The organism is Chryseobacterium sp. Leaf180 (assembly GCF_001424585.1).
Taxonomy (GTDB): domain Bacteria; phylum Bacteroidota; class Bacteroidia; order Flavobacteriales; family Weeksellaceae; genus Chryseobacterium.
The window spans coordinates 879,298-905,264 of sequence record NZ_LMPJ01000001.1 but is presented as its reverse complement, the minus strand read 5'-3'; the positions used below and the strand labels follow the sequence as shown (position 1 = coordinate 905,264).

The 25,967-nt window shown below is 39.2% G+C and carries 21 protein-coding genes; 11 read left to right on the top strand and 10 right to left on the bottom strand.

Annotation, left to right across the window (positions count from 1 at the left end; translation table 11 throughout):
* The first annotated feature begins 21 nt into the window (after positions 1–21).
* Genes ASG01_RS04145 through serS form a run of 6 tightly spaced genes read left to right on the top strand, consistent with a single transcriptional unit; the run spans position 22 to position 6,732 of the window.
* Positions 22–510 (top strand): hypothetical protein, encoded by a 489-nt coding sequence (locus tag ASG01_RS04145; protein WP_055860294.1) that lies wholly within the window; start codon positions 22–24, stop codon positions 508–510.
* 16 nt (positions 511–526) lie between these two features.
* Entirely contained in the window at positions 527–1,669 is a 1,143-nt protein-coding gene (locus ASG01_RS04140) for a glycosyltransferase (protein ID WP_055860291.1), read from the top strand.
* Positions 1,666–2,922 (top strand): polysaccharide biosynthesis C-terminal domain-containing protein, encoded by a 1,257-nt coding sequence (locus ASG01_RS04135; RefSeq protein WP_055860288.1) that lies wholly within the window; start codon positions 1,666–1,668, stop codon positions 2,920–2,922. The genes ASG01_RS04140 and ASG01_RS04135 overlap by 4 nt, the downstream gene beginning before the upstream one ends.
* 51 nt (positions 2,923–2,973) lie before the next feature.
* The gene (gene asnB / locus ASG01_RS04130; protein ID WP_055860285.1) at positions 2,974–4,872 is read left to right on the top strand and encodes an asparagine synthase (glutamine-hydrolyzing); all 1,899 of its coding nucleotides are present in this window, start codon (positions 2,974–2,976) and stop codon (positions 4,870–4,872) included.
* A 31-nt stretch (positions 4,873–4,903) separates the two neighbouring features.
* Positions 4,904–5,404 (top strand): hypothetical protein, encoded by a 501-nt coding sequence (locus ASG01_RS04125; RefSeq protein WP_055860282.1) that lies wholly within the window; start codon positions 4,904–4,906, stop codon positions 5,402–5,404.
* 59 nt (positions 5,405–5,463) lie between these two features.
* The gene (serS, locus tag ASG01_RS04120) at positions 5,464–6,732 is read left to right on the top strand and encodes a serine--tRNA ligase (RefSeq protein ID WP_055860279.1); all 1,269 of its coding nucleotides are present in this window, start codon (positions 5,464–5,466) and stop codon (positions 6,730–6,732) included.
* Positions 6,733–7,208: 476 nt separating this feature from the next.
* Here the strand turns inward: serS and ASG01_RS04110 are convergent, their stop codons facing one another.
* From ASG01_RS04110 to ASG01_RS04070, 9 genes are all read right to left on the bottom strand, one after another.
* The gene (locus tag ASG01_RS04110) at positions 7,209–8,261 is read right to left on the bottom strand and encodes a toll/interleukin-1 receptor domain-containing protein (RefSeq protein ID WP_055860272.1); all 1,053 of its coding nucleotides are present in this window, start codon (positions 8,259–8,261) and stop codon (positions 7,209–7,211) included.
* A gap of 36 nt (positions 8,262–8,297) precedes the next feature.
* Positions 8,298–9,062: a sulfite exporter TauE/SafE family protein gene (locus tag ASG01_RS04105; protein WP_055860269.1), complete on the bottom strand. Its 765-nt coding sequence runs from the start codon at positions 9,060–9,062 to the stop codon at positions 8,298–8,300.
* Positions 9,053–9,505 (bottom strand): FixH family protein, encoded by a 453-nt coding sequence (locus tag ASG01_RS04100; RefSeq protein WP_055860266.1) that lies wholly within the window; start codon positions 9,503–9,505, stop codon positions 9,053–9,055. Before ASG01_RS04100 ends, ASG01_RS04105 begins: the two co-directional genes overlap by 10 nt.
* Positions 9,506–9,517: 12 nt before the next feature.
* Complete coding sequence (gene ccoG / locus ASG01_RS04095) at positions 9,518–10,972, bottom strand: cytochrome c oxidase accessory protein CcoG (protein ID WP_055860263.1); 1,455 nt, start codon at positions 10,970–10,972, stop codon at positions 9,518–9,520.
* A 94-nt stretch (positions 10,973–11,066) separates the two neighbouring features.
* Positions 11,067–11,945, bottom strand: coding sequence for a cbb3-type cytochrome c oxidase N-terminal domain-containing protein (locus tag ASG01_RS04090; RefSeq protein ID WP_055860260.1), 879 nt, complete (start codon positions 11,943–11,945; stop codon positions 11,067–11,069).
* A gap of 9 nt (positions 11,946–11,954) precedes the next feature.
* Positions 11,955–12,152 carry a cbb3-type cytochrome c oxidase subunit 3 gene (locus ASG01_RS04085; protein WP_055860257.1) on the bottom strand — a complete coding sequence of 66 codons (198 nt, stop codon included), beginning with the start codon at positions 12,150–12,152 and terminating at the stop codon, positions 11,955–11,957.
* A 17-nt stretch (positions 12,153–12,169) separates the two neighbouring features.
* Complete coding sequence (ccoN, locus tag ASG01_RS04080) at positions 12,170–14,431, bottom strand: cytochrome-c oxidase, cbb3-type subunit I (protein WP_055860254.1); 2,262 nt, start codon at positions 14,429–14,431, stop codon at positions 12,170–12,172.
* A gap of 5 nt (positions 14,432–14,436) precedes the next feature.
* Positions 14,437–14,646: a cbb3-type cytochrome oxidase assembly protein CcoS gene (gene ccoS, locus ASG01_RS04075; protein WP_055860251.1), complete on the bottom strand. Its 210-nt coding sequence runs from the start codon at positions 14,644–14,646 to the stop codon at positions 14,437–14,439.
* Between the two features lie 96 nt (positions 14,647–14,742).
* Positions 14,743–17,136 (bottom strand): heavy metal translocating P-type ATPase, encoded by a 2,394-nt coding sequence (locus tag ASG01_RS04070; protein ID WP_185097222.1) that lies wholly within the window; start codon positions 17,134–17,136, stop codon positions 14,743–14,745.
* Between the two features lie 90 nt (positions 17,137–17,226).
* Here ASG01_RS04070 and ASG01_RS04065 point away from each other — a divergent pair, with 90 nt between their 5' ends.
* The 5 genes from ASG01_RS04065 (at position 17,227) to ASG01_RS04045 (ending at position 23,654) form a co-directional block, all read left to right on the top strand.
* Positions 17,227–17,940, top strand: a complete 714-nt coding sequence (locus tag ASG01_RS04065) for a Crp/Fnr family transcriptional regulator (RefSeq protein WP_055860243.1) — start codon at positions 17,227–17,229, stop codon at positions 17,938–17,940.
* Positions 17,941–17,998: 58 nt separating this feature from the next.
* On the top strand, positions 17,999–18,814 hold the full coding sequence (gene panB / locus ASG01_RS04060; protein WP_055860240.1) for a 3-methyl-2-oxobutanoate hydroxymethyltransferase: 816 nt from the start codon (positions 17,999–18,001) through the stop codon (positions 18,812–18,814).
* Positions 18,814–19,143: a hypothetical protein gene (locus ASG01_RS04055; RefSeq protein ID WP_055860237.1), complete on the top strand. Its 330-nt coding sequence runs from the start codon at positions 18,814–18,816 to the stop codon at positions 19,141–19,143. Before panB ends, ASG01_RS04055 begins: the two co-directional genes overlap by 1 nt.
* Positions 19,140–19,817, top strand: a complete 678-nt coding sequence (locus ASG01_RS04050; protein WP_055860234.1) for an RluA family pseudouridine synthase — start codon at positions 19,140–19,142, stop codon at positions 19,815–19,817. The genes ASG01_RS04055 and ASG01_RS04050 overlap by 4 nt, the downstream gene beginning before the upstream one ends.
* Before the next feature lie 246 nt (positions 19,818–20,063).
* Positions 20,064–23,654, top strand: a complete 3,591-nt coding sequence (locus ASG01_RS04045) for a fibronectin type III domain-containing protein (protein ID WP_055860231.1) — start codon at positions 20,064–20,066, stop codon at positions 23,652–23,654.
* A gap of 71 nt (positions 23,655–23,725) precedes the next feature.
* Here ASG01_RS04045 and ASG01_RS04040 read toward each other — a convergent pair whose 3' ends face one another.
* Complete coding sequence (locus ASG01_RS04040) at positions 23,726–25,954, bottom strand: outer membrane beta-barrel family protein (RefSeq protein ID WP_055860227.1); 2,229 nt, start codon at positions 25,952–25,954, stop codon at positions 23,726–23,728.
* Positions 25,955–25,967 lie beyond the last annotated feature (13 nt).

The following is a 25,967-nucleotide window of genomic DNA, read 5'->3' as shown; positions in this document are numbered from 1 at the left end:
TTGTATCTAAATTTACGTCCAATGAAAATTGAAGAATCCAGCATTGTTGAAGCCAACGATTATCGCGTTATTATATATCCCGCTTCACGCCCGCTTACGACGAAAGAAGCGAAAGTAATTACCGAAAAATTATATGATTTTCTTGCCGGCTGGGCAGCACATGGGAAACCGCTTTCTTCCTCTTTTAAAATCGAAAAAAATCAGTTTATTATAATCTGTGTAGATGAAGAACATGAAGTCGCTTCCGGCTGCAGCATTGATTCTTTGGGAAAAGTAATGAGAGAAATCGACGAAGAATTTTCACTCGGACTTTTTGACCGTATGAAAGCAAGTTTTGTAGAAAACGGTGAAGTGAAAACTTTGAAACTTATTGATTTTAAAAATAAAATCCGTAATGGAGAAATAGCCAAAGACATTGAAGTCTTTGATTTTTCTAAAAACACCTATTTAGAATTCATAGGCAATTTTCTGCTTGCTTTTGAAAAAAGCTGGGCTTCTGTGATCAAATAATTGCAGGTTTGAAATCATGCCTAAAGTTTTATTTCTCACAACTGCGCACCATTACGATGACGACCGTATTTTTCATCATCAGGCAAAAGAGCTGGTTTCGCATGGTTTTGAGATTAAAATTTGCAGCTTAACATCAGATTGTAAAAGTTTTATTAACGGCATTCATATTGAATGTTTTGATATTCTTCATAAATCGGTTTCAGAAAAAACAGATATATTTTTAAAAGTCTGCAAAGAGTTTAGACCTGATGCAGTCATTGCTTCCGAACCTGTTGCCGTTTTTGGTGCTCGAAAATATTGTAAAAAAACCGACTGCAGCCTCATTTATGATATTACAGAATGGTATCCCGCAATGTCGATGTTGCGTGATTATTCAGGAATTACAAAACCATTTCATGCGATAAAGTTTCTCGGAATTCAGATTCTAGTTGGTTGGTTTGCGACTCATTTTATCTTTGGTGAAAAAACGAAATTCTTTCCGCTTGCATATTTCTTTCCTTTTAAGAAAAAACTTGTTTTGCCTTATTATCCTGATCAGGAATTCGTTCAGGAAAATATCAAGACCTTCGATCCAAAATCAATTGTTTTATGCTGCACAGGAGCGATTTCTGAAGATAAAGGCACTGGAAATTTTTTTAAAGCTGCCAATCTCTTTCAAGAAAGAAATCCTCATATTCAAGTTAAAATTCTAATAATTGGTGCGGCAAGAAATAAACAAGACGAAGCTTATTTTTATAAGTTATTAGCAGAAACGCTTATAAAAGATATTGAAATTAAGGAGCCAACTTCATTTGAAAAGTTTACAGATTCTTTCGCTGAAGCAGATATTTGTTTTGATCTTCGAAGTTTTAATTTCGAAAATCACCATTCGCTCCCGATCAAACTTTTTTATTACATGAGTGCCGGAAAACCGATTATTTATTCAGCTCTAAAAGGAATCCGTAAACATTCAGATGTTTCAAAATTTGGTTTTCTTGTCAATCCTGAAGACACTTTGCAGATTGTCGAAAAGATCGAAAAGTATCTTCAACATCCTGAATTGTATTCTCAACATGCAGTTTCAGCAAGAAAAAATTTTCTGGAAAAATATAATTGGGACAAGATTCGCCAGACTTTCACTAATTTTATCAGGCAATCACTTCCCAAACCGCATTCATGAAGCAGCTCAAAGTTGTTCAGACTTTTGTATCGCGTTTTCTCATCCTGATTTTCAACTTCGGATTGGTCATTTTTTCGACCAATATGTGGGGAAGCGAGGGCAAGGGCGCAATCTCTATGGTTATTGCAAACGTCGCTTTAGTGAGTTTTTTCAGCAGTATTTTTTCCGGAAGCAGCACATCCTTTTTTGCGAAGAAATTCCCGACCGAGCAGGTTTTGGTTTATTCTTATTTTTGGTCTATTCTCACCGGAATTTCGGTTCCGTTTCTGTTTGGTTTCGCGATTTCTGATAACCATTTCATGCCTTATTTCGTTCTGATCTCGGTATTTTCGTCGCTGCTTTCTACCAATATCAATCTTTTTGTTGGTACTCAAAATATCCGTTTTTTCAATGTGTATACGGTTCTGCAGCAGCTTCTGCACGTTGTCTTTTTGGCAGTTTTAATTTTTCTTATAAATCTGAAAGACGTATCTGTGTATTTCCTCGCACAGATTCTTTGTCTGGCTCTGCTTTTTCTGATCAGCTTTTTTCAGATTGCGGGAAAGTGCAATTTTAGGGCATTTAAATTTTCAAAAATGGTTTTTAGAAGTATGTTCGATTATGGCTGGAAAACACAGTTGAGTGCGTTTCTTCAATTCCTTAATTACCGGCTTTCTTTTTATTTTCTTGAAAAATATGAAGGACTTTCTGCGGTTGGAATCTTTTCGATCGGAATTACTTTTTCAGAAGCCATTTGGACGATCACGCGAAGTATTGCTGTCGTTTTATATTCTGAAGTCGTCAACAGCATCTCAAAAGCAGAATCGGTTCTAAAGACAAAAAATGCCCTGAAAGTTTCATTTTCGCTGATGCTGATTTTTTTATTAGGAATCATTTTAATTCCGTCAAATATTTACACAGTCATCTTCGGGAATGAATTTTCACAGACAAAAAAAATCATGCTCCTTCTCGCTCCGGGAACTTTCGCCATAGCTGTCAGTGATATGATTGGTTATTATTTTTCAGGAATTAAAGAACTGAGAATTTTAAATGTTAAAGCGCTCATTGGTTTATTTATTACCATAGGATTTTCAATTTATGCAATTCCTAGATGGGGAATTTTGGGTGCGTGCCTTGTGACGACCATTTCTTACTGTGCCTCTGCAGCATTACTATTTGGTAAATTTTTCAGATCAACACAGTTTAGAATGCGCGATTATCTGATGTCAAAAGACGATTTTAAATCGCTGCTGAGCATTTTTGCCAGGAAATAAGATTTTTTTCCACAGTCATTTTCTATTTTTACCATTCCATATTAATTTTTCATGTGCGGAATCTGCGGTTATTATTCTTTCCAAAATAAAATTTCTTCCAGAAATATTCTGGAAATGAATCAGGCAATTCGTCATCGCGGTCCGGATGATGAAGGTTTTTGGCTGTCTGATGATTTTGTTGGAAAGTCATTTTCAGGAAAAGATTCCACTGAAAAAATTAAAGAGCAGTTTCCCATTTTACATGAAGAAAATTCTGAGATCGCTTTGGGTTTTCGCAGACTTTCGATCATAGATCTTTCAGAAAATGGCCATCAGCCAATGCTTTCAGATTCCGAAAAAGTTATTCTCACATTCAACGGTGAGATTTATAATTTTAAAATTTTAAGAAAAGAGCTTGAAGATCTCGGACATTATTTCAACGGAAATTCTGACACTGAAGTTGTTTTAAAATCCTATGAAGAATGGGGAAGCGATGTATTTGCCAGATTCGACGGTATGTTTGCGATCTGTATTATCGATTTAAAAGAAAATAAAATCATTCTATCGCGCGACCGGGTCGGTCTGAAACCGCTATTTTACTTTAAAAATAGTCAACATCTCATTTGGGCTTCCGAAATTAAATCTCTGCTTAAAAACGAGCATATTTCGCCAAAAGTCAATTGGGAAGGCGTCTATACGAATTTTCTCTTTCAGACGACGTTGGCTCCTCAGACCTGTTTCCAGAATATTTTCTCGCTGGAACCCGGCTCTGTGATGACTGTTGATCTGAATACTTTTCGATGTGAAAAAATATTTTACTGGCAAATTCCGGCTCAAATTCAGGAAATGAGCTCAGAAGATGCAGCAAAAAAAGTCAATGATTTATTAAATGAAAGCGTTGCGCAGCAGCTTTTTGCCGATGTTCCGGTGACGGGTATGATGAGCGGCGGCATCGACTCTACATTGATTACGGCAAAAGCTAAACCTTTACAACACGATATTTCTGCATTTACCGTTGCCTATCCTTTTTCTGAAATTGAAGTTGAAAACGCCAGACTTGTTGCTTCAAAATATGAGATTGCACACGATGTTTATACAGTTGATGATCAGGAAATTTTAAGTCAGCTAAAAGAAAATATAGAGCATTTTGAGGAGCCTTACAGCAGCTTAGAAGTGCTGATGAATGCTGCAGAATTTGCACAGAACGAAGGTTTTAAAGTCGTTTTAAGCGGCAATGGTGCCGACGAACTTTTTGCCGGTTACAGGCATTCTTTAAAACTGAAAAAATGGCTTTATGTTAAAAACTTTAATTTTCTGCGGAATTTTATTTTTACCAAAGATAATTTTTCTAATAAGGTAAAAAACTATCTGTCGCAGGATGATGTATTCGATTTTTTCCGGCAGAGTCAGGTGGCGATGAAACCTTCGGAAGCAAAAGATATTTTCAGCAGGGAAATTTTCAGCAAAATTAATCCTGATCTGCATTCATACCATGTCAATGAAAAGAAAAGCTACAGAGATTTGTTTCTGTACGACATGAAATATTCGCTGTCGTCACATCATGTTTTCCGGGATGATCTGAGTGCGATGAAGTTTGGTGTAGAGTTTCGCTATCCCTATCTGAGCAATGCGCTGATTGATTTTGTAGCGACTTTACCGGAAGAAATTGTGTTTAACGGCATTCAGAATAAACCGCTGCTCAGAAAAGTGGCGAAAGATTTTCTGCCCGAAGAAGTGATGAATATGCCCAAGAAAGGATTTTCTTTTCCGCTCGCGCATTTTATCAGAACAAAAAAAGAAATGCAGGATTTTGTAATTCAACACCTGACGAGTTTGGCTAAAAGAAATTTCTTAAATAAAAATATTATTGAAAAGTGGTGGGAAAACTGCAGTGAGGATCATGATTACATCAAAATCTGGCAACTTGTCACCTTTGAAATATGGTACCGCAAATATTTTGAAAACACCTGAAAAAGTCTTCGATTATAAGTAAATTTGTGCTATGAAACAGCTGTATATTGCTTTTTTTGGATTGATTTTGATGCTTCAATCCTGCAAGACCGACGAAGATCCGGTGCAGAGAATCGATCAGACGATGAATATTTATATCCGCGACAATGCAGGAAAAGATCTTCTGCATCCGACAAATACAGGTTCTTACGTTTCATTCACTTTAAATGATGCTTTGGGCGAAAAAGATGTAAATCCGGTTCCGTATTCACTACAAGTTGCAAATGATTCTGTATTTTACATTAATTATATTGCCGGTGCACGCCGTGTTTTGATTGCTGAAAATGGCGATTCGCAGACCTACAGATCAATTATTGCCCTGGCCCTGCAGAAAAAACTGACACCGACAACTTCTTCTACTGTTAATGATACGATGGAAATTCAGTACAGATTTACACCGGAAGTGTTTGAAGTTTCAAAAGTTTTCTACAACAAACAGCTGAGATTTACAAAAATGCCTGACCAGCCAAATGTCGTGACCATCATAAAATAATCTTTAAATTTGCACACCGTATTTGCAACCTGCACTGCGGCACCCAAACGATAACCCATATGCTACAAGTACAATTTTTGCGCGATCAGAAAGACCGCGTTCTGGAAGGTTTAGAAAAAAGAAATTTCAAAAATCCTGAGCTTGTTGATCAGGCTATTGAGACCGACGAGAAAAGAAAAAAACTCCAGACAGAGCTCGATTCTCAGCTTTCAGAAATCAACCGCATCTCGAAAGAAATCGGAATGCTGATGAAAGACGGTAAAAAAGAAGAAGCCGAAGCTGCAAAATCCCAGACTTCGCAGTTTAAAGAATCATCAGCACAGCTGAAAACTGAACTTGAATCCGCAGAAAAATCTCTTCTGGATATTCTGTATCAGATTCCGAATATTCCGAACGAGAAGGTGAAGAAAGGTGTTTCTGCTGATGATAACGAAACCATTTATCAGTCTCACGATGTGGAAGGTTTGGGCGAAGGCGCGATTCCGCACTGGGAACTGGCAAAAAAATATAACCTGATCGATTTTGAATTGGGTGTGAAGATCGCCGGTGCAGGTTTTCCGGTTTATTTCGGGAAAGGTGCGAGACTTCAGAGGGCTTTGGTGCAGTATTTTTTAGATAAAAATGTAGATGCAGGATATCTCGAAGTGAATCCTCCGCATGTGGTGAATGAAGCTTCGGGCTACGGAACGGGGCAGTTGCCGGATAAGGAAGGGCAGATGTATTACATCAACGCGGATGATTTATATCTAATTCCGACCGCCGAAGTTCCCGTGACGAATCTTTATCGTGATGTTTTGCTGGATGAAAAAGATTTGCCGATCAAAAACACTGCGTTTTCTCAGTGTTACAGAAGAGAAGCAGGAAGTTATGGTGCGCATGTGCGCGGATTGAACCGACTTCATCAGTTTGAAAAAGTAGAAATTGTACGCCTCGAAAAACCTGAAAATTCATATGCTGTTTTGGAGGAAATGGTGGAGCATATCAAATCAATTTTGGAAGATCTTGAGTTGCCGTACCGTGTTTTAAGATTGTGTGGCGGCGATACCGGTTTTGCATCGGCGATGACGTACGATTTTGAAGTGTGGAGTGCTGCTCAGGAAAAATGGTTGGAAGTAAGTTCGGTTTCCAATTTTGAAACGTTTCAGGCAAACCGATTGAAATGCCGTTATAAAACCGACGGGAAATCTCAGTTGGTGCATACGCTGAACGGTTCAGCGATGGCTTTGCCGAGAATTATGGCTGCTTTGCTGGAGAATAATCAGACTTCGGAAGGCATTAAACTTCCAAAGAAAATTGCTGAATATGCGAAATTTGAAATGATAAGCTAAGACTTTTAGCTTTTAATAATGAAACCACCTTTTCGGGTGGTTTTTTTCTTTTTTTAAAAAAATAGGCAAAGAAAATTCTACGTTTGTTCCGCGCAGTGTTATTCGTAATCTCCGGAGACCTCCGGAAGTCTCCCGCAAGTTGTTTGAAACCTCCGGAGATTGCAGGAACATTCCCGCAAGTTGTTTGAAACCAACTGCAATTGCCGGAAGTCTCCCGCAAGTTGTTTGAAACCTCCGGAGATCTCCGGAAGGTTTGCGCAAGTTGTTTGAGATTAAATGCAACCGCAGGAATACTCCTGCAAGTTGTTTGAGATTAAATGCAATCGCAGGAATGCTCCCACAAATTGTTTGGACTTAAATACAGCCGCAGGAATGCTCCTGCAAACTTTTTGAGATTAACAGCACTTTTCCCTTTTTAAAAACGTTTATTGTTAAAATGATAGGGTAAATTTTGAGTTTATTTAAATATGAACGAATTAGTTTTCGGAATCAACTAAAATAGCATTTATTTCATTTTCGTAGTTTGTAATCCAATTCTTATAAAAAATTAAACTATTGTAGTAGAAAATTGCATGAATAATTATATTACCAGGTGTTAAAGATGGTACACTTGAATGCTCTTTTATCAAGTTAACCAAGGTTTCTTTTATCGAACTATTATGATTTAAATCAATCATAGAAAGCATGTTAAACCAATCATCTGTGAGCGGTAGTGAAAAAAGCATCTGATTAAGTAGATTTCTAATATTTGGAGCAATATTTATTTCTTGATATAATAGGAGAAATTTTATGTTTTCTATAATTTCATGTATAATTTGATTATATAATTGATATATTTTTTTTCCAGTAAAAATCATTAATAGTGACGTGTTGAATAGATTATAAATGTCACTAAATTTAAAATTATAATTAGATAAATCTAAATTGTCTGTGTCTATTGATGAAATCTTTCCTAAATCTGTTGTGGAAGCATATATGCAGTATTTTAGTAAAGAGACTTGTCTTAGAAGCAGATTTTTAATAAACTTTGTATCCTTTACAATCAATCCGTTTTTAATCTGATTTTCAATAGTATTTAGACTATTAAAAAAATCTTCGTCGTCGATGTCAGGCGCGGTTATATGGGTAATTTCAGCAATTCTCCCAAATAATTTGCTCAAGTCAGCCTTACTATTAAGCAGACCTCCTTGAAAAGAATTTATCGGCACAGGTAGTTTGCTGGGGATTATTCCAGAATGACAGAAGGGAATAACTGGAATGTCTTTTACCCATCCAGCTCCAGCTTCGAAATTTAGCCATGGTCTGGTGATTGAAATTGGACTGCAAATTAATATAGTTAGGCTACAATCCTTCATAGATTTTTTTATATTGCCCATCCAGTCATCACCTAGTTTGATGCTTTCTTCATGTGACGATACGAATACATCCACGGTTTTTAGAAATTTCTTTTCAATGAAGTTTTTTAGTGCAATTGAAATGTCTTTTTCTTCTGTTATATGAGATATAAAAATAACTGGTTTGCTAATCATTTTTGTTTTTTTCAAATATACGCAATAAAGATATTATCAATGACAGTCTGCATTATGCGGATGCGTGCTGTGATCGCCGGGAAGATGACAGTCGCTCTGATTGTCTGGTGAAATCTGCATGGCTTCGGCACGTGGTGATACGTAGGGAATTCCCAGTTCGAGGCCACGGAGAATAAATAAACCGCCGAGCAGGATCATCAGCACCGGAATTACTTTTAAAACTTTCTGCCGGAAAGCCTGGTTCATGAGATTTCCGGCTAATACGACGGCAAACATAAAAGGCAAAGTTCCCAGTCCGAAAACCGCCATATACGTTGCGCCCTGCCAGATTCCTCCGGAAGCTAAACTTGCGGTGAGCGCCATGTAGACCATTCCGCAGGGAAGAAATCCGTTGAGAATTCCGGTCGAGAAACGGGAGCGGTAATCTGCTTTCTGAAGGAGTTTTCCTAAATTCATTTTAACGGAGAAAAGAAATTTGGACAGAAAAGGAATTTTTGAGGCAAAATCTTTTCCGCCAAATGAAAACAGCGCCATAATGATCAGCAAAACGCCAACGCCTATGGTAAGAAATCTCTGAAATCCTGCCATCTGAAAACCCTGACCGATCACTCCTAGAACTGCACCCAAAAGTGCGTACGTAATGATTCTGCCAAACTGATAGGTAAGGTTTTGAAGGTAAAAATTAGTCGCCTGTTTTTTGGTTAAACCCATTGATAGCGCAATAGGGCCGCACATACCAATGCAGTGAAAGCCGGAAGCAAAGCCTAAAGCAAGCGCTGAAAACAGCAGTGTTACTTCCATATCACATCATAATCGAGGCGGTACGCAGTTTTATCTTTAGTCCAGCTTAGGCGCAAAGTATAATTTCCGTTTACCAAAACAGCTTTGGGAATGAGGAAAGAATTGGTCGCGTCGAGAACGATATCTTTTTTAATATCTAAATTTTTATCGTCGGTACGGTTGAGCACAAAATGAAATTTTGAGTTTCCGTTATTTACATTTTCCGGGAATTTAATGGTAATTCCGGCAGGATTTTGAGAATACTGCGGCTTTATTTTCAATGTATCTGCGGCCTGCTTGGCATCGATCACGGTTTGATATTCCAGTTCTTCTTCGTAGTAATTATCGGTAACGAGCTCAGAGTTTTGTTTACCGCTCGGAAAAAGAAAAAGCATGGATAAAATAAAAATCATGAATGCTGCAAGGGCGAAAATAACGCCGTGTCCCCAACTTATATTCTTCATTTCTGATTAATTTTAAAATTGTAATTTGAATGGTCCTTCGAAATAGGTTTTGTAAGAATCAATCATTTTCCCGTCTTTATCAAAAATACCAATGGTAATATTCTGCTTGGAAAGATTCATTTCTTTCTCCGGGAAACTGATGCTGATCGTGCCTTTAGCAATTTTGTCTCGGTCTACAATGATGTGACTGCTGTTGCTGTAGTTAATGTTGCCGTGCGCTGGCTCGATGACCTTTATGCTTACGGTTTTCTTTTCGTTGGTTTTATTTAAAAATGTGTAATTGTATGTGTTTGTAATCGTCCCGTCTTTCAGGAAATACGTACTTCCGGCGGGTTTTATAAACTTTGCTTCAATGTCGCCCCGGCTGGTGAGAAGGTACGCCAAAAATCCTACTAATCCTACCAGAATCAGGGCAAAAACTTTCATTCTTGCGGTAAATCTGTGCGGGATTTCTTCTTCAATTTCTTTTTCTGATGCATAGCGGATCAAGCCTTTTGGTAAACCAACTTTTTCCATCACTTCGTCGCATGCATCGATGCATGCTGTACAGTTAATACATTCAAGCTGCTGACCGTCGCGAATGTCGATTCCGGTAGGGCAAACCACAACGCACTGATAACAGTCGATACAGTCGCCTTTTCCTGCGGCTTTCCTGTCTTCACCTTTGCGCCACTTGCTTCTGTTTTCACCTCTTTTAAAATCGTAAAAAACGTTCACGGTTTCTTTATCAATCAAAACACCCTGCAACCTTCCGTATGGGCAGACCAATGTGCAAACCTGCTCACGGAACCATGCAAAAACAAAGTAGAAGGCGGCTGCCAGCAGAATCATGACAATGAAGTTTGTCGGATGCGCAAACGGTCCTTCAGACACAATGCGGATAACTTCGCTGTAACCGACAATGTACATAAACATAAAGTGGGTAATGACCAAAGAAATTACAACGTAGACCGACCATTTCAGGGAGCGTTTCCAGATTTTCTCCGTATTCCATTCCTGGCGGTCGAGTTTCATCTGTCGGTTACGGTCGCCTTCAATGAGATATTCAATTTTGCGGAAAATAAATTCCATAAAAATCGTTTGCGGGCAAATCCAGCCACAGAAAATTCTTCCGAACGCGATGGTGAAAACGATGATGAAAATTAATGAGGCAATGGCTCCAAGCGTAAGAATAAAGAAATCCTGAGGATAAAACGGCTGTCCGAAAATGAAGAATTCGCGGTCGATAACATTTAGCAGTAAAACCGGATTTCCGTTGATTTTTAGAAAAGGTAAGCTGAAATAAATAATGAGAAGAAGGTAACTAACGAGATTCCGGTAATTGGTGTATTTTCCTCTCGGCTTTTTAGGAAAAATCCATCTGCGTTTCCCAGACTGTTCCATTGTACCAATCGAGTCGCGGTACGTTTCTGGATCTAAAACCTGTCCCTGTCCGCCACGAGCTTCCGGAACTTCTGTATTTGACATTTTCTGTATTGTGTTTAAAAAAGAAAAAACATAATTTGTTATTTTTTCGGTAATAACAAATTATGTTTAATCATAAGTTTTAAAAGTTTTTTATTTACTGTTTCTCCCAAGTCACTGCTTTACCGTAAGGTGGCGCGCCGCCTTCAGCAACCGTGATTGGTTTTTGAAGCTGGTTGATTGAGTAAACATAAGCTGCTACATTCTGAATTTCTGTACCGGATAAAACTCCGTTTTTACCCCAAGCCTGCATTGCAGTTCCCGTAACTCCATTTTCTACAACATGAAAAACGTTTTTAAATAAAGTCTTTTCAGGCTGATTGTGCCAGAATCCATCAGTAAGGTTGGGACCAATACCACCACGGCCACCTTCTGAGTGACATGATACGCAGTTGGTCTGGAATACCTCTTTACCGGCAGCGATATTGTCTTCAGAGAACGCAGCAGATTCTATAGTAACCGGCGGCTGTTCGGCCAAATATTTTTCTACTGCAGCACTCTGCTCACGGTATTCTGCTTCATATTCTTTGATAGGACTTGCGAAATCTGTGAAAACATAGGCACTTACATACACGATACAGAAAACAGTACCGAAGTAGAACAAACCAACCCACCATTTAGGAAGCTGGTTGTCGAGCTCCATAATTCCGTCGAAACCATGATCGATAAGGATATCTTTCTCTTCTGTAGCTGTCTGCTTTTTGAACGCGCTGTCATATGTTCTTTTCAGAAAAGGAATTTTCTTTTCCTGAAGATAAACTGCCTTTTCTTCTTCTGAAAGTTTTTTAAACTTATTATTTTCAATAATATCTCCAAGAGCATTATGTATGAAAGCCAAAATAGCAGCGATGGCAACAGTTCCCCAAAAATACGGTGAGGCAAAAAACGAATAGCTTTGTACAAACAGGTAATAGAAAACTGTGAGCAGCCCTACTATTATGAGGATGTTTACAAAAACCGGTGTTCTCTGTTTCATAAGATAGTTTTATATTTTATTATTAAAATCGTCTTCGTCGTCCCCAAGTGGTGCGTGCTCTTCTTCTTTGTAATATTTCTTCGGTCTGCTGAATACATACACAATTAATGCTACGAAGAACAACATAAAGAAAATCATCGCCAGCGTCTGATACAAACCAGCGTTTTCTGAGTTAGATAATATATCTTTAAAGTTCTGCGGAATCATAAGACGTTTTTTTCCTATTAATTATTACTGGCAGTTTTGATCTCTGTAGTTTTGATGTCAGTTCCTAATCTCTGAAGATAAGAAATCAAAGCTACAATCTCTTTACGCTCAAGTTCTCCTTTCGGACGGTTTGAGTAGGCTTTTTTCAAATCCGGAGCTTCGTTGTAAATATCTTTAACAATTTTCACGGCCTGATTGTCTGCCCATTTGTTTGCCGAATCGATCTCTGCTTTTGAGTAAGGAACATCAAACGCCTGCTTCATCAAAACCATTTTATCAATCATTTTGGTTCTGTCAAGATTATTGGCAATCAACCAAGGAAAACGTGGCATAATTGAACCTGCAGAAGTTGATCTTGGGTTATACATGTGTTTGTAATGCCATGAACTTGGGTTTTTCCCACCTTCCCGATGCAAATCCGGACCCGTTCTTTTTGATCCCCAAAGGAAAGGTCTGTCGTAAATAAATTCTCCGGCTTTCGAATACTGCCCGTTTTTACCGTTAAATCTTACAATCTCATCACGGAAAGGCCTGATCATCTGCGAGTGACAAGAATTACAGCCTTCACGGATATATAAATCTCTACCTTCTAATTCTAATGGTGAATAAGGCTTCACCGCAGAAATGGTCGGTACACTTTTCTTCAAAGATAATGTAGGAATAATTTCTACCGAACTACCAATTGAAATCGTGATAAAAGATAGAATTCCCAGTAATACTGGCATTCTCTCTAACCAGAGGTGAGTTCCCTCGCCTTCTTTTCTTTTGTTGCTGATGTTTGCCAAAGCTGGAGCTTCTGCCGGTACATCTTTCTGGAAAGATCCTTTTCTAACAGTAGCCACAACGTTAGCTACCATTAATAAACCTCCTGAAAGATAGAATAAACCACCTACAAATCTCAGTCTGTAATATGGAATAATCGCCGTAACGGTATCTAGCCAGTTTTTCCAAAGAAGTGTTCCGTCTGGGTTAAATTGCTTCCACATCAGACCTTGTGTAAATCCTGCGATGTACATCGGCACTGCGTAGAAGATAATCCCTAATGTTCCTAACCAGAAATGCCAGTTAGCTAATTTTACAGAGTATAGTTTAGTTCTCCACAAGATGGGTACCAAATAATAGATCACACCAAATGCCATAAAACCATTCCAGCCTAAAGCGCCCACGTGAACGTGACCAATAACCCAATCGGTAAAGTGACCGATTTTGTTGATATTTTTTGTTGCCAAGAGTGGTCCTTCGAAAGTCGCCATACCGTAGCAGGTAACCGCCACTACGAAGAATTTCAAAATAGGATTTTCTCTTACTTTATCCCATGCTCCTCTTAAAGTAAGAAGGCCATTCAGCATTCCACCCCAAGATGGTGCAATAAGCATGATGGAGAAACCTGTACCTACAGCCTGTGCCCAAGCCGGAAGTGCCGTATACTGAAGGTGGTGAGGACCAGCCCAGATGTAAACAAAAATTAAAGACCAGAAGTGAATAATTGAAAGTTTATAAGAGAAAACCGGTCTGTCTGCAGCTTTAGGAAGGAAATAATACATCAAACCTAAGACCGGTGTCGTCAATACAAATGCTACTGCATTGTGACCATACCACCACTGTACAATCGCATCTTTTACCCCAGCATATGCGGAATAAGACTTCCAGCCTGCGAAAGATAACGGAACTTCAAGATTGTTGAAGATGTGAAGCATTACCACCGCGATCCATGTTCCGATGTAGAACCAGATAGCAACATATAAATGGCGTACTCTTCTTTTTGATATCGTAAGGAACATATTTGCTCCAAATATAATCCATGAGAAGGCGATCAAAATATCAATCGGCCATTCGTGCTCTGCGTATTCTTTTGAGGTGTTGATACCCATGAAGAATGTAACGTAAGTTACAAGAATCATGATCTGCCAAGTCCAGAAATGTATCCACGATAGAGTATCGCTGTACATTCTTGTTTTTAGCAAACGTTGCAGTGAGTAATATACACCTACGTAAACAATATTCATTACAAATGCGAAAATCACCGTAGAGGTGTGCAGCATTCTTATTCTACCAAATCCGAAAGCACCTTGTGTATTGATCAGACCCTGTATGTTTCCGGACGAGAGACTGGTAATCGTCTTATCATCGGTTCCGAATAAAAACTCCGGAAGTTCAGGATAGAAAAGCATCAATGCTGCTGTAAGCCCGAACAGGAATCCGATAATACCAAAAACTATGGTAGCGTATAGGAATGCCCGAACAATACTGTTGTCATAACTAAACTTTTGTGTCTCCATAAAAACTATTCACTTTTTTCTTTTTTACTTTTTTCTTTTTTACTTTTTTCTTCGTTTAAAGGCTTTTCCTCCTTTATTTCGTCATCAAAAAGAATACGTACAGCGGGCGATTCATCATCCTCAAACTGACCTCTTCTGGCATTTATGATAAAAACAACCAAAAAAACGGCAGCCAGCGAAACACTGCAAAGGATCATTAAATATAATATATCCATTTAGACAACAAATTTAGCCCATTTTCGGGTCTCAAAATTAGTGAAAAATAATGACATTCATCATTAAAACAGCCTCCAGATTAATTTAAATCTAATCTAAATAACGCTTGTTAGGTTTTTCGTGTTAAAATATTTTCTGCCTAAAATCCACGTCGAAAGTGTTGTAAATGCAATCACGGTGATTGAACTTATCGGCATCAGAATAGCCGCAAAAAGCGGATCCATATGACCGGTTACTGCGAAGCTCAAACCAACGATGTTGTACATAAAACTGATCACAAAAGTCATCTTTACAATCTTCATCGAACCTTTGCAGACATTAAGATACCGGTCGAGATAAGAAACCTTTTCACCGTTCATAATTACATCAGAGGAAGGTGTAAATGAGTTGGAATCATCTGAAATTGCAATTCCTACATTGCTCTGTTTCAGTGCTCCAGCATCGTTCAGGCCATCGCCAAGCATCATTACTTTGCTGCCGTTATCCTGAAGGTTTTTAATGAAATTCAGTTTGTCTTCCGGGCTCTGGCTAAAAGCCATTCCGCTGTTATTCGGAATAATCTCGCTAAGCTGTTTTTCCTCCGAAGAATTATCGCCACTCAATATAAAAATTTTGAATTTTGAAAGTTGTGTAAAGAGATTTTTTAAGTTTAAACGGTATTCATTTTTAAAAATAAATTTACCTAAAAAGTTATCGTCTTTACTGATGAAAACTGCTGTTTCAAGATTTTTTCCTTCCTGCAAATTAAATGCTGCAGAACCGATTTTATACATAGCGCCACGCACTTCACCTTCATATCCTTTCCCGGAAATTTCCTGAAAACCGCTCACCGGAAAATACGGATCTTCAGTTTCTAAAAACTCGTACAGCGACTTTGACAGCGGATGATTGGAGTTTTTAAGCAAAGTTTTGATATTCTGCAGATCAAAATCACTCATTTCTGCGCCTTCGTATCTGATGTTGCTCTTTTTTCGCTGCGTAATAGTTCCTGTTTTATCAAAAACCACAGTGTCGATTTTAGAAATTTTTTCGATCGTTAATGCATCTTTTACATAAAATTTATTCCGGCCTAAAATCCTCATAATGTGACCGAAAGTGAACGGCGAAGACAATGCAAGCGCACATGGGCAGGCAATAATCAGGATCGCAGAAATCACCTGAAACATTTTTTCAAGATCAATGAAATACCAGTAAATCCCGGAAATTACAGCGATTCCCAAAATGATAAACGTAAAATATTTACTGACATTGTTGATGAGAGTGTCGAGTCCGGTTTCATGTTTTTTGAAAGCTTCTTTATTCCAGAGCTGCGTCAGATAACTTTGGTCAACGTTTTTGATCACTTCAAGTTCCAGCGAAGAACCGATCTGTTTTCCACCGGCAAAAATCTTGTCGCCAGGCTGCTTGGTGATACTTTCGCTTTCTCCGGTTATGAAACTGTTGTCAATATTTCCGTCACCGGTTATCAAAATTGCATCAACAGGAATGATCTCATGATTTCTCACCAAAATTCTATCGCCCACTTTTATATCTGAAAGCAGAATGTTTTTCTGCTTGCCGCCAAAGTCAACTTTAGTCACCGCAATTGGGTAAAACGACTTATAATCACGGTCATACGATAACGAACTGTATGTGCGCTTCTGGAAAAATTTACCCAAAAGCATGAAGAAAAGCAAGCCGCAAAGCGTATCAAAATATCCCGGACCGTAGTTTGTGGCGATCTCGTAAACGCTTCGTCCGAAGAGAACAAAAATTCCCAAAACAATCGGGACATCGATGTTTACAATTCCGTTTTTTAGACCAAACCAAGCCGATTTATAATAATCTGAGGCGGAATAAAGCACGACAGGCATTGCCAAAATCATCATTAAAATCCTGAAAAGTCCTTTGTAATGCTCCATCCAGACATCACCGCCACCAATGTACTCTGGGAAGGCGAGAAACATTCCGTTTCCGAAAGCAAAACCGGCAATCGCGAGTTTTACCAAAAGCGATTTATCTAGATTATCATCTTTTTTCTCAGCAGTTTCGAGGTTAATAGCGGGTTTGTAACCAAGATTGGTTAAAAATTTCGCCAAGCCGCTAAGCTTTAATTCATTTTGATTAAAAGCAATCTGAATGGTTTTTCTTGTAAAATTTACCTGAGCGTAACGAATATCTTTATTGATTGTATGCAGGCTTTCTAAAAGCCAGATGCAAGAGGAGCAATGAATCACCGGAATTTTAAAAGTAACAAGCGTTGTATTTCCTTCCGAAAAATCTGTGATTTTATTGAAAATTTCCTGCGTATCGAGATAATCAAACTGAGAATTATTTTCGTCGCTTGGGCGGATTCCCGATTTTTTATTTAGATTGTAAAAATTAGTTAAATGATTGATGTTTAGGATTTCATAGACCGATCTGCATCCGTTGCAGCAAAAAATTTTGTCGTCGAATGAAATTCTCTCCTTTTCTAAGTCTTGTCCACAATGGAAACAGTTCTCGCTCACCTTCATATGTTATTGACTTACAAAATTATAACAAAAAATCTTGTTTATGGAGTTTAAATGTTCTATTTTTGTGATAAATGTCATACCATAATGTCGCAGGAACAACAGATTGCTATAGAAGAAAGATTTGCCAGGGTTTTCAACGATAAGTCGTTTAAGGAAAGACTGTCAAGTGCTGATTTTGAGCGGTATATGAATGCTAAAGAGAAGCTGTATTTTCATAAGCATGATGTGATTTTTGATGACGGAGAAATCCCGAAAGGTATTTACGTAATCGAAATGGGTGCGGCCAAATTATCAAAATCCGGCTCATTCGGAAAAGACCAGATTTTGCGTTTTATAAAAGAAGGTGATATGATAGGTTACCGCGCTTTGCTTTGTGGTGAAAATTTTCAGGCGAAAGCAGAAGCGATGACCGATGTAGAATGCACTTTTCTTCCGGCAGATATTTTTATGGATCTTCTGGAAGTTGATCCCCAGCTGTCTTTTGTAATGCTTCAAAAAATCTCTTACGAGCTTGGGGAATCGTCAAACACAATCACTTTTTTGGCTCAGAAAACAGTGCGCGAACGTTTAGCAGAAATTTTAATTCTTCTTGAACAAAAACTTGGCACCGATCCTGAAGGTTTCATTAAAATTTCATTAACCAGAGAAGAGATCGCAAACATTATCGGTACTGCGACTGAAAGTGCTATCCGCCTTATTTCTGAATTTAAACAGGACAGCTTAATAGAAGTAGACGGCCGAAACATAAAAATTCTCAACCACGACAAACTGATGAAACTCGGTCACGTGGTTCTTTAAAAATATTCTGAAAAAGAGTCGGCGCTGCCGGCTTTTTTAACTTTAAACCATAAAAAATATGTCTGTACACTCCGAAATAAAAAGAGTTACTACCGAAACGCTCCGCAAGATGAAATTTGACGGAGAAAAAATCACGATGCTTACAGCGTACGATTTTACCACTGCAAAAATGGTAGATGCTGGCGGTGTAGATGCTGTGCTCATCGGAGATTCTGCAGCCAATGTGATGGCAGGTTTTGAGACGACACTTCCCATCACTTTAGACCAAATGATTTACCATACGCAAAGTGTCGCCCGTGGCATTGAACGTGCCCTTGTGGTGGCCGATTTGCCTTTTGGAACGTATCAGAGCAATCCAGACCGTGCTTTGGAATCTGCTGTCAGAATGATGAAAGAAGGTGGCGCGCATGCGGTAAAGATTGAAGGCGGAAAAGAGATTTCAAAATCGGTAAAAAAAATAATTAACGCAGGAATTCCTGTGATGGGACATCTTGGCCTTACGCCGCAGTCTATTTATCAGTTTGGAACCTATAAAGTGCGCGCAAAGGAAGATTCTGAAGCAGAAAAGCTGATCGCCGATGCAAAACTTTTGGAAGATTTGGGATGTTTTTCTTTGGTTTTGGAGAAAATTCCGGCAGATTTGGCTAAAAAAGTTTCAGAAAGCATAACGATTCCTACGATCGGAATTGGAGCTGGCGCACATTGCGACGGACAGGTTTTGGTGTATCACGATATGGTTGGAATGAACAAAGGTTTTTCTCCAAAATTCCTCAGAAGATATCTTGATTTGTATACTGAAATCACCGGAGCTGTTTCACAGTATGTAAAAGATGTGAAAAGTGCCGATTTCCCTAATCAAAACGAAAGCTACTAATGAGAAATAATGTAAATATGGCGCAGGGAATTATCTCTGTTTTGGCATTGCTTTGCCTGATTGTCGGATGGTTTAATATCTTTTCACCGGAAATAAACGATATTCTTTCGCGTAAACTTTTTTATCTGTTAATAGGTTTAAGTTTTCTGCTGCAGGCACCGTTTCTTGCTAATCAAAAGCTTAAAATCCCGATGTATATTGCCGCAGGAGTTTGTATTGTAGGTTCGTTTCTTCCAGTAGATTCAGAATTATCTTTTGTGAAAACTATAGGTTTGCTGGGGGGCGTAATCATTTCATTTTCCAGCCGAAATATCGGCCGTAATCAATGATGAAAGAGCAAATTGTCTTTGAGGATAATCATCTGATTGTTATTAATAAAAACGTCGGGCAGCTCGTGCAGGGTGACAAAACCGGCGACGAATCTCTTCTTGATTCCATTAAAAATTATATCAAAATACGCGATCAGAAACCGGGAAATGTTTTCCTTGGCTTGGTGCACCGAATCGACCGGCCGACTTCAGGTTTGGTGATTTACGCAAAAACCTCAAAAGCGCTGAGCCGGCTGACGCAGATGATTAAAAACCGCGAGATTAAAAAAACGTACTGGGCGGTTGTGGCAAAAAATGATATCGCACAAAGTCAGCGTTTGGTACATTATTTAAAAAAGAACGAAAAAAATAATAAAGCAAGTGTTTTCACGAAAGTGACTGATGGGGCAAAGGAAGCTATTTTGACCTACACTATTCTAAAAACGCTTGACCGATATCTTCTTTTAGAAATCGATCTTGAAACCGGCAGACATCACCAGATTCGCGCGCAGCTTTCAAAACACGGAGTTCCGATCAAAGGGGATCTAAAATATGGTTCACCACGTTCAAATACTGATGGAGGCATCCATCTTCATGCAAGAAAACTCGAGTTTATTCATCCTGTAACGAAGGAAAATATTGAAATAATTGCGCCGTTGCCGAAAGGTGACGCAATTTGGGCGGCCTGCGAATAAATGTTAAGTAATGTTTCGTAAATATTTAATGCTCTGTCAAACGACGGAGCATTTTTTTTGTGAAAATTTTAATGATTTTGGGTACTATTCATCGCATAATTACCTCAGATTTTACCCGAACGTTATTGTATTTAAATAATCAACAAGATAACTTGATTTAGCTTGATTAATTGATATGTTTTATTGATTAAAATTAAGTATTATTTAAAAATAAATGTATATTGGTATTAATAAAATTTTAATTGTATGAAAAATATTTACAAACTGATTTTCAAACCGTTATGGAGTAAAAATCTGGTCACGAAAATCACCGGTGCCGCTTTATTGGTCGCTGGTTTTGCAGGATTCAATGCTCAGGTGAGTACGTACAGTTTCGCACAGTCGAACGGAACTTACACGCCAATTACGGGAACAGTTTTAGGAACAGCAACCGGAAATGCGAGTGCTACAAACCTAAACAGTGCAGTATATCCGGTAACTTTGCCGTTCACTTTTACGTTTAACGGTGTGATACAAAATACAATCAACGTTTCTACAAACGGGTTTGTTACTTTTGGTTCTACTGCACCGACGACGACTTTAGCTGCACCAATTTCCGGTTCGACAGCTTATGACGGTGCAATATCTGCGTGGGGAAGAGACATCAGCAGTTTTTATGATATCAACGGAACTACCGGAAATATCAGCTGGCAAACCGTAGGCTCTGCACCGAACAGAGAGATGGTAATCCAGTGGAGTAATTTCAGACCGAACAGCAGCACTTCGACAACGGCTGTGTATTCTTTTTCTTTTCAGATAAGATTAAAAGAAACCACAAATGCCATTCAGATGGTTTACAATTCCGGAGCCTATTTAGCCGGAACCACTGCTTTGGATCTTACCGCACAAATTGGTCTTCGCGGAAGCAGTAACACTGATTTTAAAAACAGAACCAACGACGATACGGTTTCTTTTGTGAATTCAACGCAGGGAACGGTAAACAGCAGTTCACAGTCTTTCAACACGACTAACGCAATTCCCGGAATGCCAACGGCTGGTTTAACATATACATTTACACCGGCTACCTGTTTTCCGCCGGCAAGTGTAAATACGAATTCTATTACAACTACAGGCGGAACTGTGAACTGGACGGCTTCTACACCAGCGCCTTCCAACGGCTATGACGTCTATTACACGATGTCAGCGGCAGTTCCTGCAAATTCGGTAACGCCTCAACATGTCGGAGTGAGCGGAACATCACAGGTTATCAGCGGTCTTTCGCCAAGTTCAACCTATTATGTATATGTTCGTGCCAATTGTGGAAACGGAAACCTCAGCGAATGGTCTCTGACTAATACTTTTGTAACACTTTGCACACCGACAAGTACGCTTTCAGAAGATTTTGATTCGTATGCAACGGGAAGTATTGTGCCTTTATGTTGGGACAGAATTATTACATCAAACGGAACGCAGACCATCTCATCAACAGGTCCGGCATCCGGAACAAAAAATATTTACCAGTACAGCTCGACGGCCCAAAATCCGACGGTAGTTGTGTTGCCAGCTTTTACAAACATAAATGCAGGAACGCACTGGCTTAGATTAAAAGCAAGAATCAGCAGTGCGGGAACAGGAACTTTAAACATTGGTTATGTGACCAATCCGGCAGACGCGGGAACTTTTAATACGATACAGTCACTCACGCTTACCAATACGACGTACGATACAACTTCAGAATATACTATTGTGATTCCTACATCGCTTCCTTCCAATGCGCGACTTGCAGTGATGAATCCTGCAGATGCCAAAGGATATTACTGGGATGATGTATACTGGGAGCCAGCGCCGTCTTGTCTGCCGCCAACAAATTTGAACTCTAATGCGGTTTCACCTGCTTCGGGATCAATTTCATGGACGGCTTCTACATCAAACCCTGGAGGCGGCTATGAGTATTATTATTCAACAGCCAATACTGCCCCAACCTCAGCTACAAATCCTTCAGGTACGGTCGGAACTTCCGCTACTACAGCCACAATTACCGGACTTACGGCAAACACAACCTATTACGTCTGGCTGCGGTCGTCTTGTAGTGCATCATCAAAAAGCAACTGGGTTTCTGTGCCAAGTTTTAAAACATTATGTGCTCCGGTGACCTCGCTGGTTGAAAATTTTGATTCGTATACAACAGGCGCATTTTTGCCCGATTGCTGGGACCGAATGATTAATGTGACAGGAACTTTATCTATAAGCAGCACAACGCCTGCTTCAGGAACGAGAAATATATATCAGTACAGCACGGCGACGCAAAATCCGACGATAGCAGTTTTGCCAAGTTTCAGCAACATAAATGCAGGAACCCACTGGCTGAGATTTAAAGCAAGAGTAAATACGCTTCCCGGAAAACTGAATATTGGTTATGTAACAGATATCAGTAATCCTGCATCATTCGTACAGCTTCAGGATATAACGATCACCAATACAACATACGATCTAACATCGGAATACACGGTTGTCATTCCAAACACGGTTCCGGCAAATGCAAGACTGGCAATTATGAACATTGCTGATGCCAAATCATACTATTATGATGATTTCTATTGGGAAACCGTACCTACATGTTTTGTGCCTACAAACGTGACAGCTGGCAACCCAACTGCTACATCGGCAACTATACAGTGGTCTGCTCCTGCAACACCACCAGCACAGGGTTATGATGTGTATTTCAGCACAACAAATACAGCACCTACTTCTACAACAACTCCATCATACACAAATGTAACAGGAACTTCTCAGGTGATTTCTCCTCTTAATGCTTCTACAGCGTATTATGTTTGGGTAAGATCGAGATGCTCGGCAACAGATCAGACCGCTTGGGTTGCTGCGACAGGAAGTCTATTCACTCTTTGTCAGCCACCTGCACTTTTAAGTGTGTTAGGTGCTACAGTGTGTCCTGGAAATAGTGCTACACTTTCGGCTACTGCTGCTCCGGGAGCAACTGTCAAATGGTATAGTGCAGCAAGTGGAGGTAATCTTTTGACGACAGGAAATTCTTACACGACACCAAATTTATTATCAACAACAAACTATTTTGTATCTGCATCAATTGGCAGTACAGCAAGTGTTGGAGTAGCAAATCCGGGAGCACTAACAAACGGAGGTACAACTGGTGCCAGTACAACTTTTTATATGGAAGCTACCGTTGCTAACAATCCGGTTTCTGTGCAGAGTGTTGATGTTTTCCCGAGTGCGGCAGGAAATGCAAGTTTTATCAGAATTTATTTAGGAACTGCAACTACACCTGCATATGAGATTCCATTTACTTCAAATGTTGCCAGCGGAGGCGTTACACCACAGACAATACCTCTTAATATAGTTTTGAGCCCCGGAGTATATAGATTTAAAATTGAAGGAGCAGGCAGTTATTACAGAAATTACAGCTCTCCCGGTGGAGTTGGACAGGCGTTTCCGTATGGACAAGGAGATTTTACTTTAACAGGCGGCAGCAATGCGACAACAGGTTACTACTTATTTTATAATTTTATTGTAGGAAGCAGTTGCGAATCATCCCGTCAACAAGTCACCGCTGCAGTCGATGCAGGATGCCTTTCTACGGAAGAGGCCGATGCTAAAACAAAATTGAATATCTATCCAAACCCCGTTGCAGATATTTTATACATCAAGTCAAAATCAAAAGTGACAGACGTTCAGATTTTCTCCGCTTCCGGGCAGCGTGTGATGAATGTAAATGATAAAAATATTTCATCGGTGAATCTTCAGAGTCTGCCTTCAGGTGTATATTTAATAAATATCACGCTCGATAACGGACAAAAATTAACGAAGAAAATCGTTAAGAAATAATATTAATTTTTTTTACTTTCTTAATAGAATCGGCTCCCAAATTTTGGGAGCCGATTTTGTTTTAAATAACATTACTGCGCGGGTTGCATCACGCCGGCACTTTCCTCTTTTTTGCTGTTCAGAATGCTCTCGTCTTCTTTGGCAAGTTTATTTTTAGTCGGGATTTTATAATTAACCGAAAGACCGAAGTTCCGCGTGTCGTATTTAGATCTGATGAAAAGACTGTTTCCGCCTTCCGGGTTATTTGTGCGGATCTGCGTTTGCTGACCGTTTAGAATATCGTTTCCAAAAACAGAAAGCGTGAGTCGGTTGTCAAGAAACTTCTTCGTCAGTGTCACATTCAGCGAATTGTTGAATGGCTTTTCTGCCGTAAAATAAAAATAACCTGCGCGCTTCGTAAGGTAACTGTAATTTACATTCAGATTGATGTCTTTAGGTAAAATAATCTGCGTCATCAGATTGAAAATCCAAAAACCATTATTCTGAAGATTGTCGATATCATGCTTTTGATAACCTGCGTACACATACATGAAATTAATTTTATCAGGATTAAAATCAAACTTCAGAATTTCGCTTAAAGGTTTACTGAAAATCATAAAAGGGATCGGCAGTCCCACATTGAAATTATGAATTTTCATTTCCGAAATATTCGTCTGCTGATTGTAAATGTTTTTGCCTTCTCTGCGGACGATCTGCGCTACCTGATTTTTAGCATTACTCACGCTGTAACCGATAAATGCATAATCAAATGCGGAAATTTTAAATTCAAAATTATCAAAAATCGTTGGCTGCAAAAAAGGATTTCCGGTCACCTGCGCATTCAAAAGCTGCAATGTATTATTGTTCGGATTTAATGCTGAGATGCTCGGAAGATTGATCTTTTTATTATAATTCGCAACGGCATACAACTGTTTCATTACGCTGTACTGCACGCTTGCGTTAGGAAAGATTTTAAACTTTTTAAAAGGTATAAGATCGGTTTCCTGCAATGCATTTCCATCAGAAAAACGAGTCACACCAGAGATATCATAATTCTCACCACGCGCTCCGGCGATGAAATCAAACTTCTTGTATTTCGCCTGAAATTCCAGATACGCGGCTGTCGTCTGTCGCTGATATTCGAGATTGGTAATGCCACGGCTATCTGTATCAAAATTCTGCTGTTCAAACAAACCTCCGAAACTTACTTTTCCTTCCTCCAGAATTTTTAAAGGCTGAGAATAATCTATTTTAAAATTTCCGATGCGCATATCTGAGCTGTTATCCAAAACAGTTCCGGCGGTAGAAAAATAGGGATCTGCAAACGCAACATCAGTGAAGAATCCTTCTCTAAAATTATTATTCTGCGCAAACTTACTGTCAGATTTGGTAAAACCCAGCTGAAAATCGAGTTTCTTCTGCTTGTCGTTAAATCTTTTCTGATATGTCGCCACCGCTTCCTGTCTTACGGAGCGCGTATTTGCAGCATCCAGCGCAACAAAACGGATTGGTCGTACCGGAAACGCAGCAGGAGTAATTCTCACATCAGCCTCACCGCTGCTCAGTGTATAATTATCATTAATGTTGTTGTAAATATCATAATTAATGAGAATACGGTCGAGTTTCAGGTCAAAAGTAAGTCCTGCTTTTGCAAAATATCCGCGCCCGATTCTGTCGGTATTGGTGAACGAAAGATTGTCCTGATTTCCGGTGAGCATGCTTTCGCGGTAGTTTTGGCCGGCGCTCAGCTGCCACCCGAAAAGTTTATTCCGCGCGTTGAGGTTTATTGAGTTGCTTACACGGTTTCTGAATTTATCATCATTGGTAAAATTGTAATTCCCGGAATAGGTTGCCGAGATATATTTGTTGGCATTTTTATTTGTGATGATATTCATGATTGCACCGCCGGAAGTCGCCGGAAATTCTGCGCCGGGCTGCGTGATCACTTCGATTTTTTCTACCGCGTTTGCCGGCATTCCTTCGAGGAAAGAATTAAGCTCATTGGAGGAAATATTTAAAGGCCGCCCGTTCAGATATACATCAAGCGGTTTTCCCTGGTAGATCATGCCCGCAATATCGGTTGATACAAGACCCGGAAGTTTTTTAATGCCTTCCAAAACGTTTCCGTTGTTGAGATGTGGCTGCTCCGAAAAGTCGAAAATCGTGCGGTCGGCTTTCTGTTCGATTGCTTTTTTCGTCTTGGTAATTACAACGCCTTCTATGTCTTTTTCTTTTACTTTCTGGTCTTTGCTGTCTTGTGTTTCCTGCGCAAATACTGCGGTCGAAGCCAAAAGAGAAAGCGCAAATAAAGTTTTTTTCATGGTTTAATCTATG

Coding starts and splice junctions, on each gene's coding strand:
- ASG01_RS04145 (WP_055860294.1), top strand. CDS start 22: ATGAAAATTGAAGAATCCAGCATTGTTGAAGCCAACGATTATCGCGTT.
- ASG01_RS04140 (WP_055860291.1), top strand. CDS start 527: ATGCCTAAAGTTTTATTTCTCACAACTGCGCACCATTACGATGACGAC.
- ASG01_RS04135 (WP_055860288.1), top strand. CDS start 1,666: ATGAAGCAGCTCAAAGTTGTTCAGACTTTTGTATCGCGTTTTCTCATC.
- asnB (WP_055860285.1), top strand. CDS start 2,974: ATGTGCGGAATCTGCGGTTATTATTCTTTCCAAAATAAAATTTCTTCC.
- ASG01_RS04125 (WP_055860282.1), top strand. CDS start 4,904: ATGAAACAGCTGTATATTGCTTTTTTTGGATTGATTTTGATGCTTCAA.
- serS (WP_055860279.1), top strand. CDS start 5,464: ATGCTACAAGTACAATTTTTGCGCGATCAGAAAGACCGCGTTCTGGAA.
- ASG01_RS04110 (WP_055860272.1), bottom strand. CDS start 8,261: ATGATTAGCAAACCAGTTATTTTTATATCTCATATAACAGAAGAAAAA.
- ASG01_RS04105 (WP_055860269.1), bottom strand. CDS start 9,062: ATGGAAGTAACACTGCTGTTTTCAGCGCTTGCTTTAGGCTTTGCTTCC.
- ASG01_RS04100 (WP_055860266.1), bottom strand. CDS start 9,505: ATGAAGAATATAAGTTGGGGACACGGCGTTATTTTCGCCCTTGCAGCA.
- ccoG (WP_055860263.1), bottom strand. CDS start 10,972: ATGTCAAATACAGAAGTTCCGGAAGCTCGTGGCGGACAGGGACAGGTT.
- ASG01_RS04090 (WP_055860260.1), bottom strand. CDS start 11,945: ATGAAACAGAGAACACCGGTTTTTGTAAACATCCTCATAATAGTAGGG.
- ASG01_RS04085 (WP_055860257.1), bottom strand. CDS start 12,152: ATGATTCCGCAGAACTTTAAAGATATATTATCTAACTCAGAAAACGCT.
- ccoN (WP_055860254.1), bottom strand. CDS start 14,431: ATGGAGACACAAAAGTTTAGTTATGACAACAGTATTGTTCGGGCATTC.
- ccoS (WP_055860251.1), bottom strand. CDS start 14,646: ATGGATATATTATATTTAATGATCCTTTGCAGTGTTTCGCTGGCTGCC.
- ASG01_RS04065 (WP_055860243.1), top strand. CDS start 17,227: ATGTCGCAGGAACAACAGATTGCTATAGAAGAAAGATTTGCCAGGGTT.
- panB (WP_055860240.1), top strand. CDS start 17,999: ATGTCTGTACACTCCGAAATAAAAAGAGTTACTACCGAAACGCTCCGC.
- ASG01_RS04055 (WP_055860237.1), top strand. CDS start 18,814: ATGAGAAATAATGTAAATATGGCGCAGGGAATTATCTCTGTTTTGGCA.
- ASG01_RS04050 (WP_055860234.1), top strand. CDS start 19,140: ATGATGAAAGAGCAAATTGTCTTTGAGGATAATCATCTGATTGTTATT.
- ASG01_RS04045 (WP_055860231.1), top strand. CDS start 20,064: ATGAAAAATATTTACAAACTGATTTTCAAACCGTTATGGAGTAAAAAT.
- ASG01_RS04040 (WP_055860227.1), bottom strand. CDS start 25,954: ATGAAAAAAACTTTATTTGCGCTTTCTCTTTTGGCTTCGACCGCAGTA.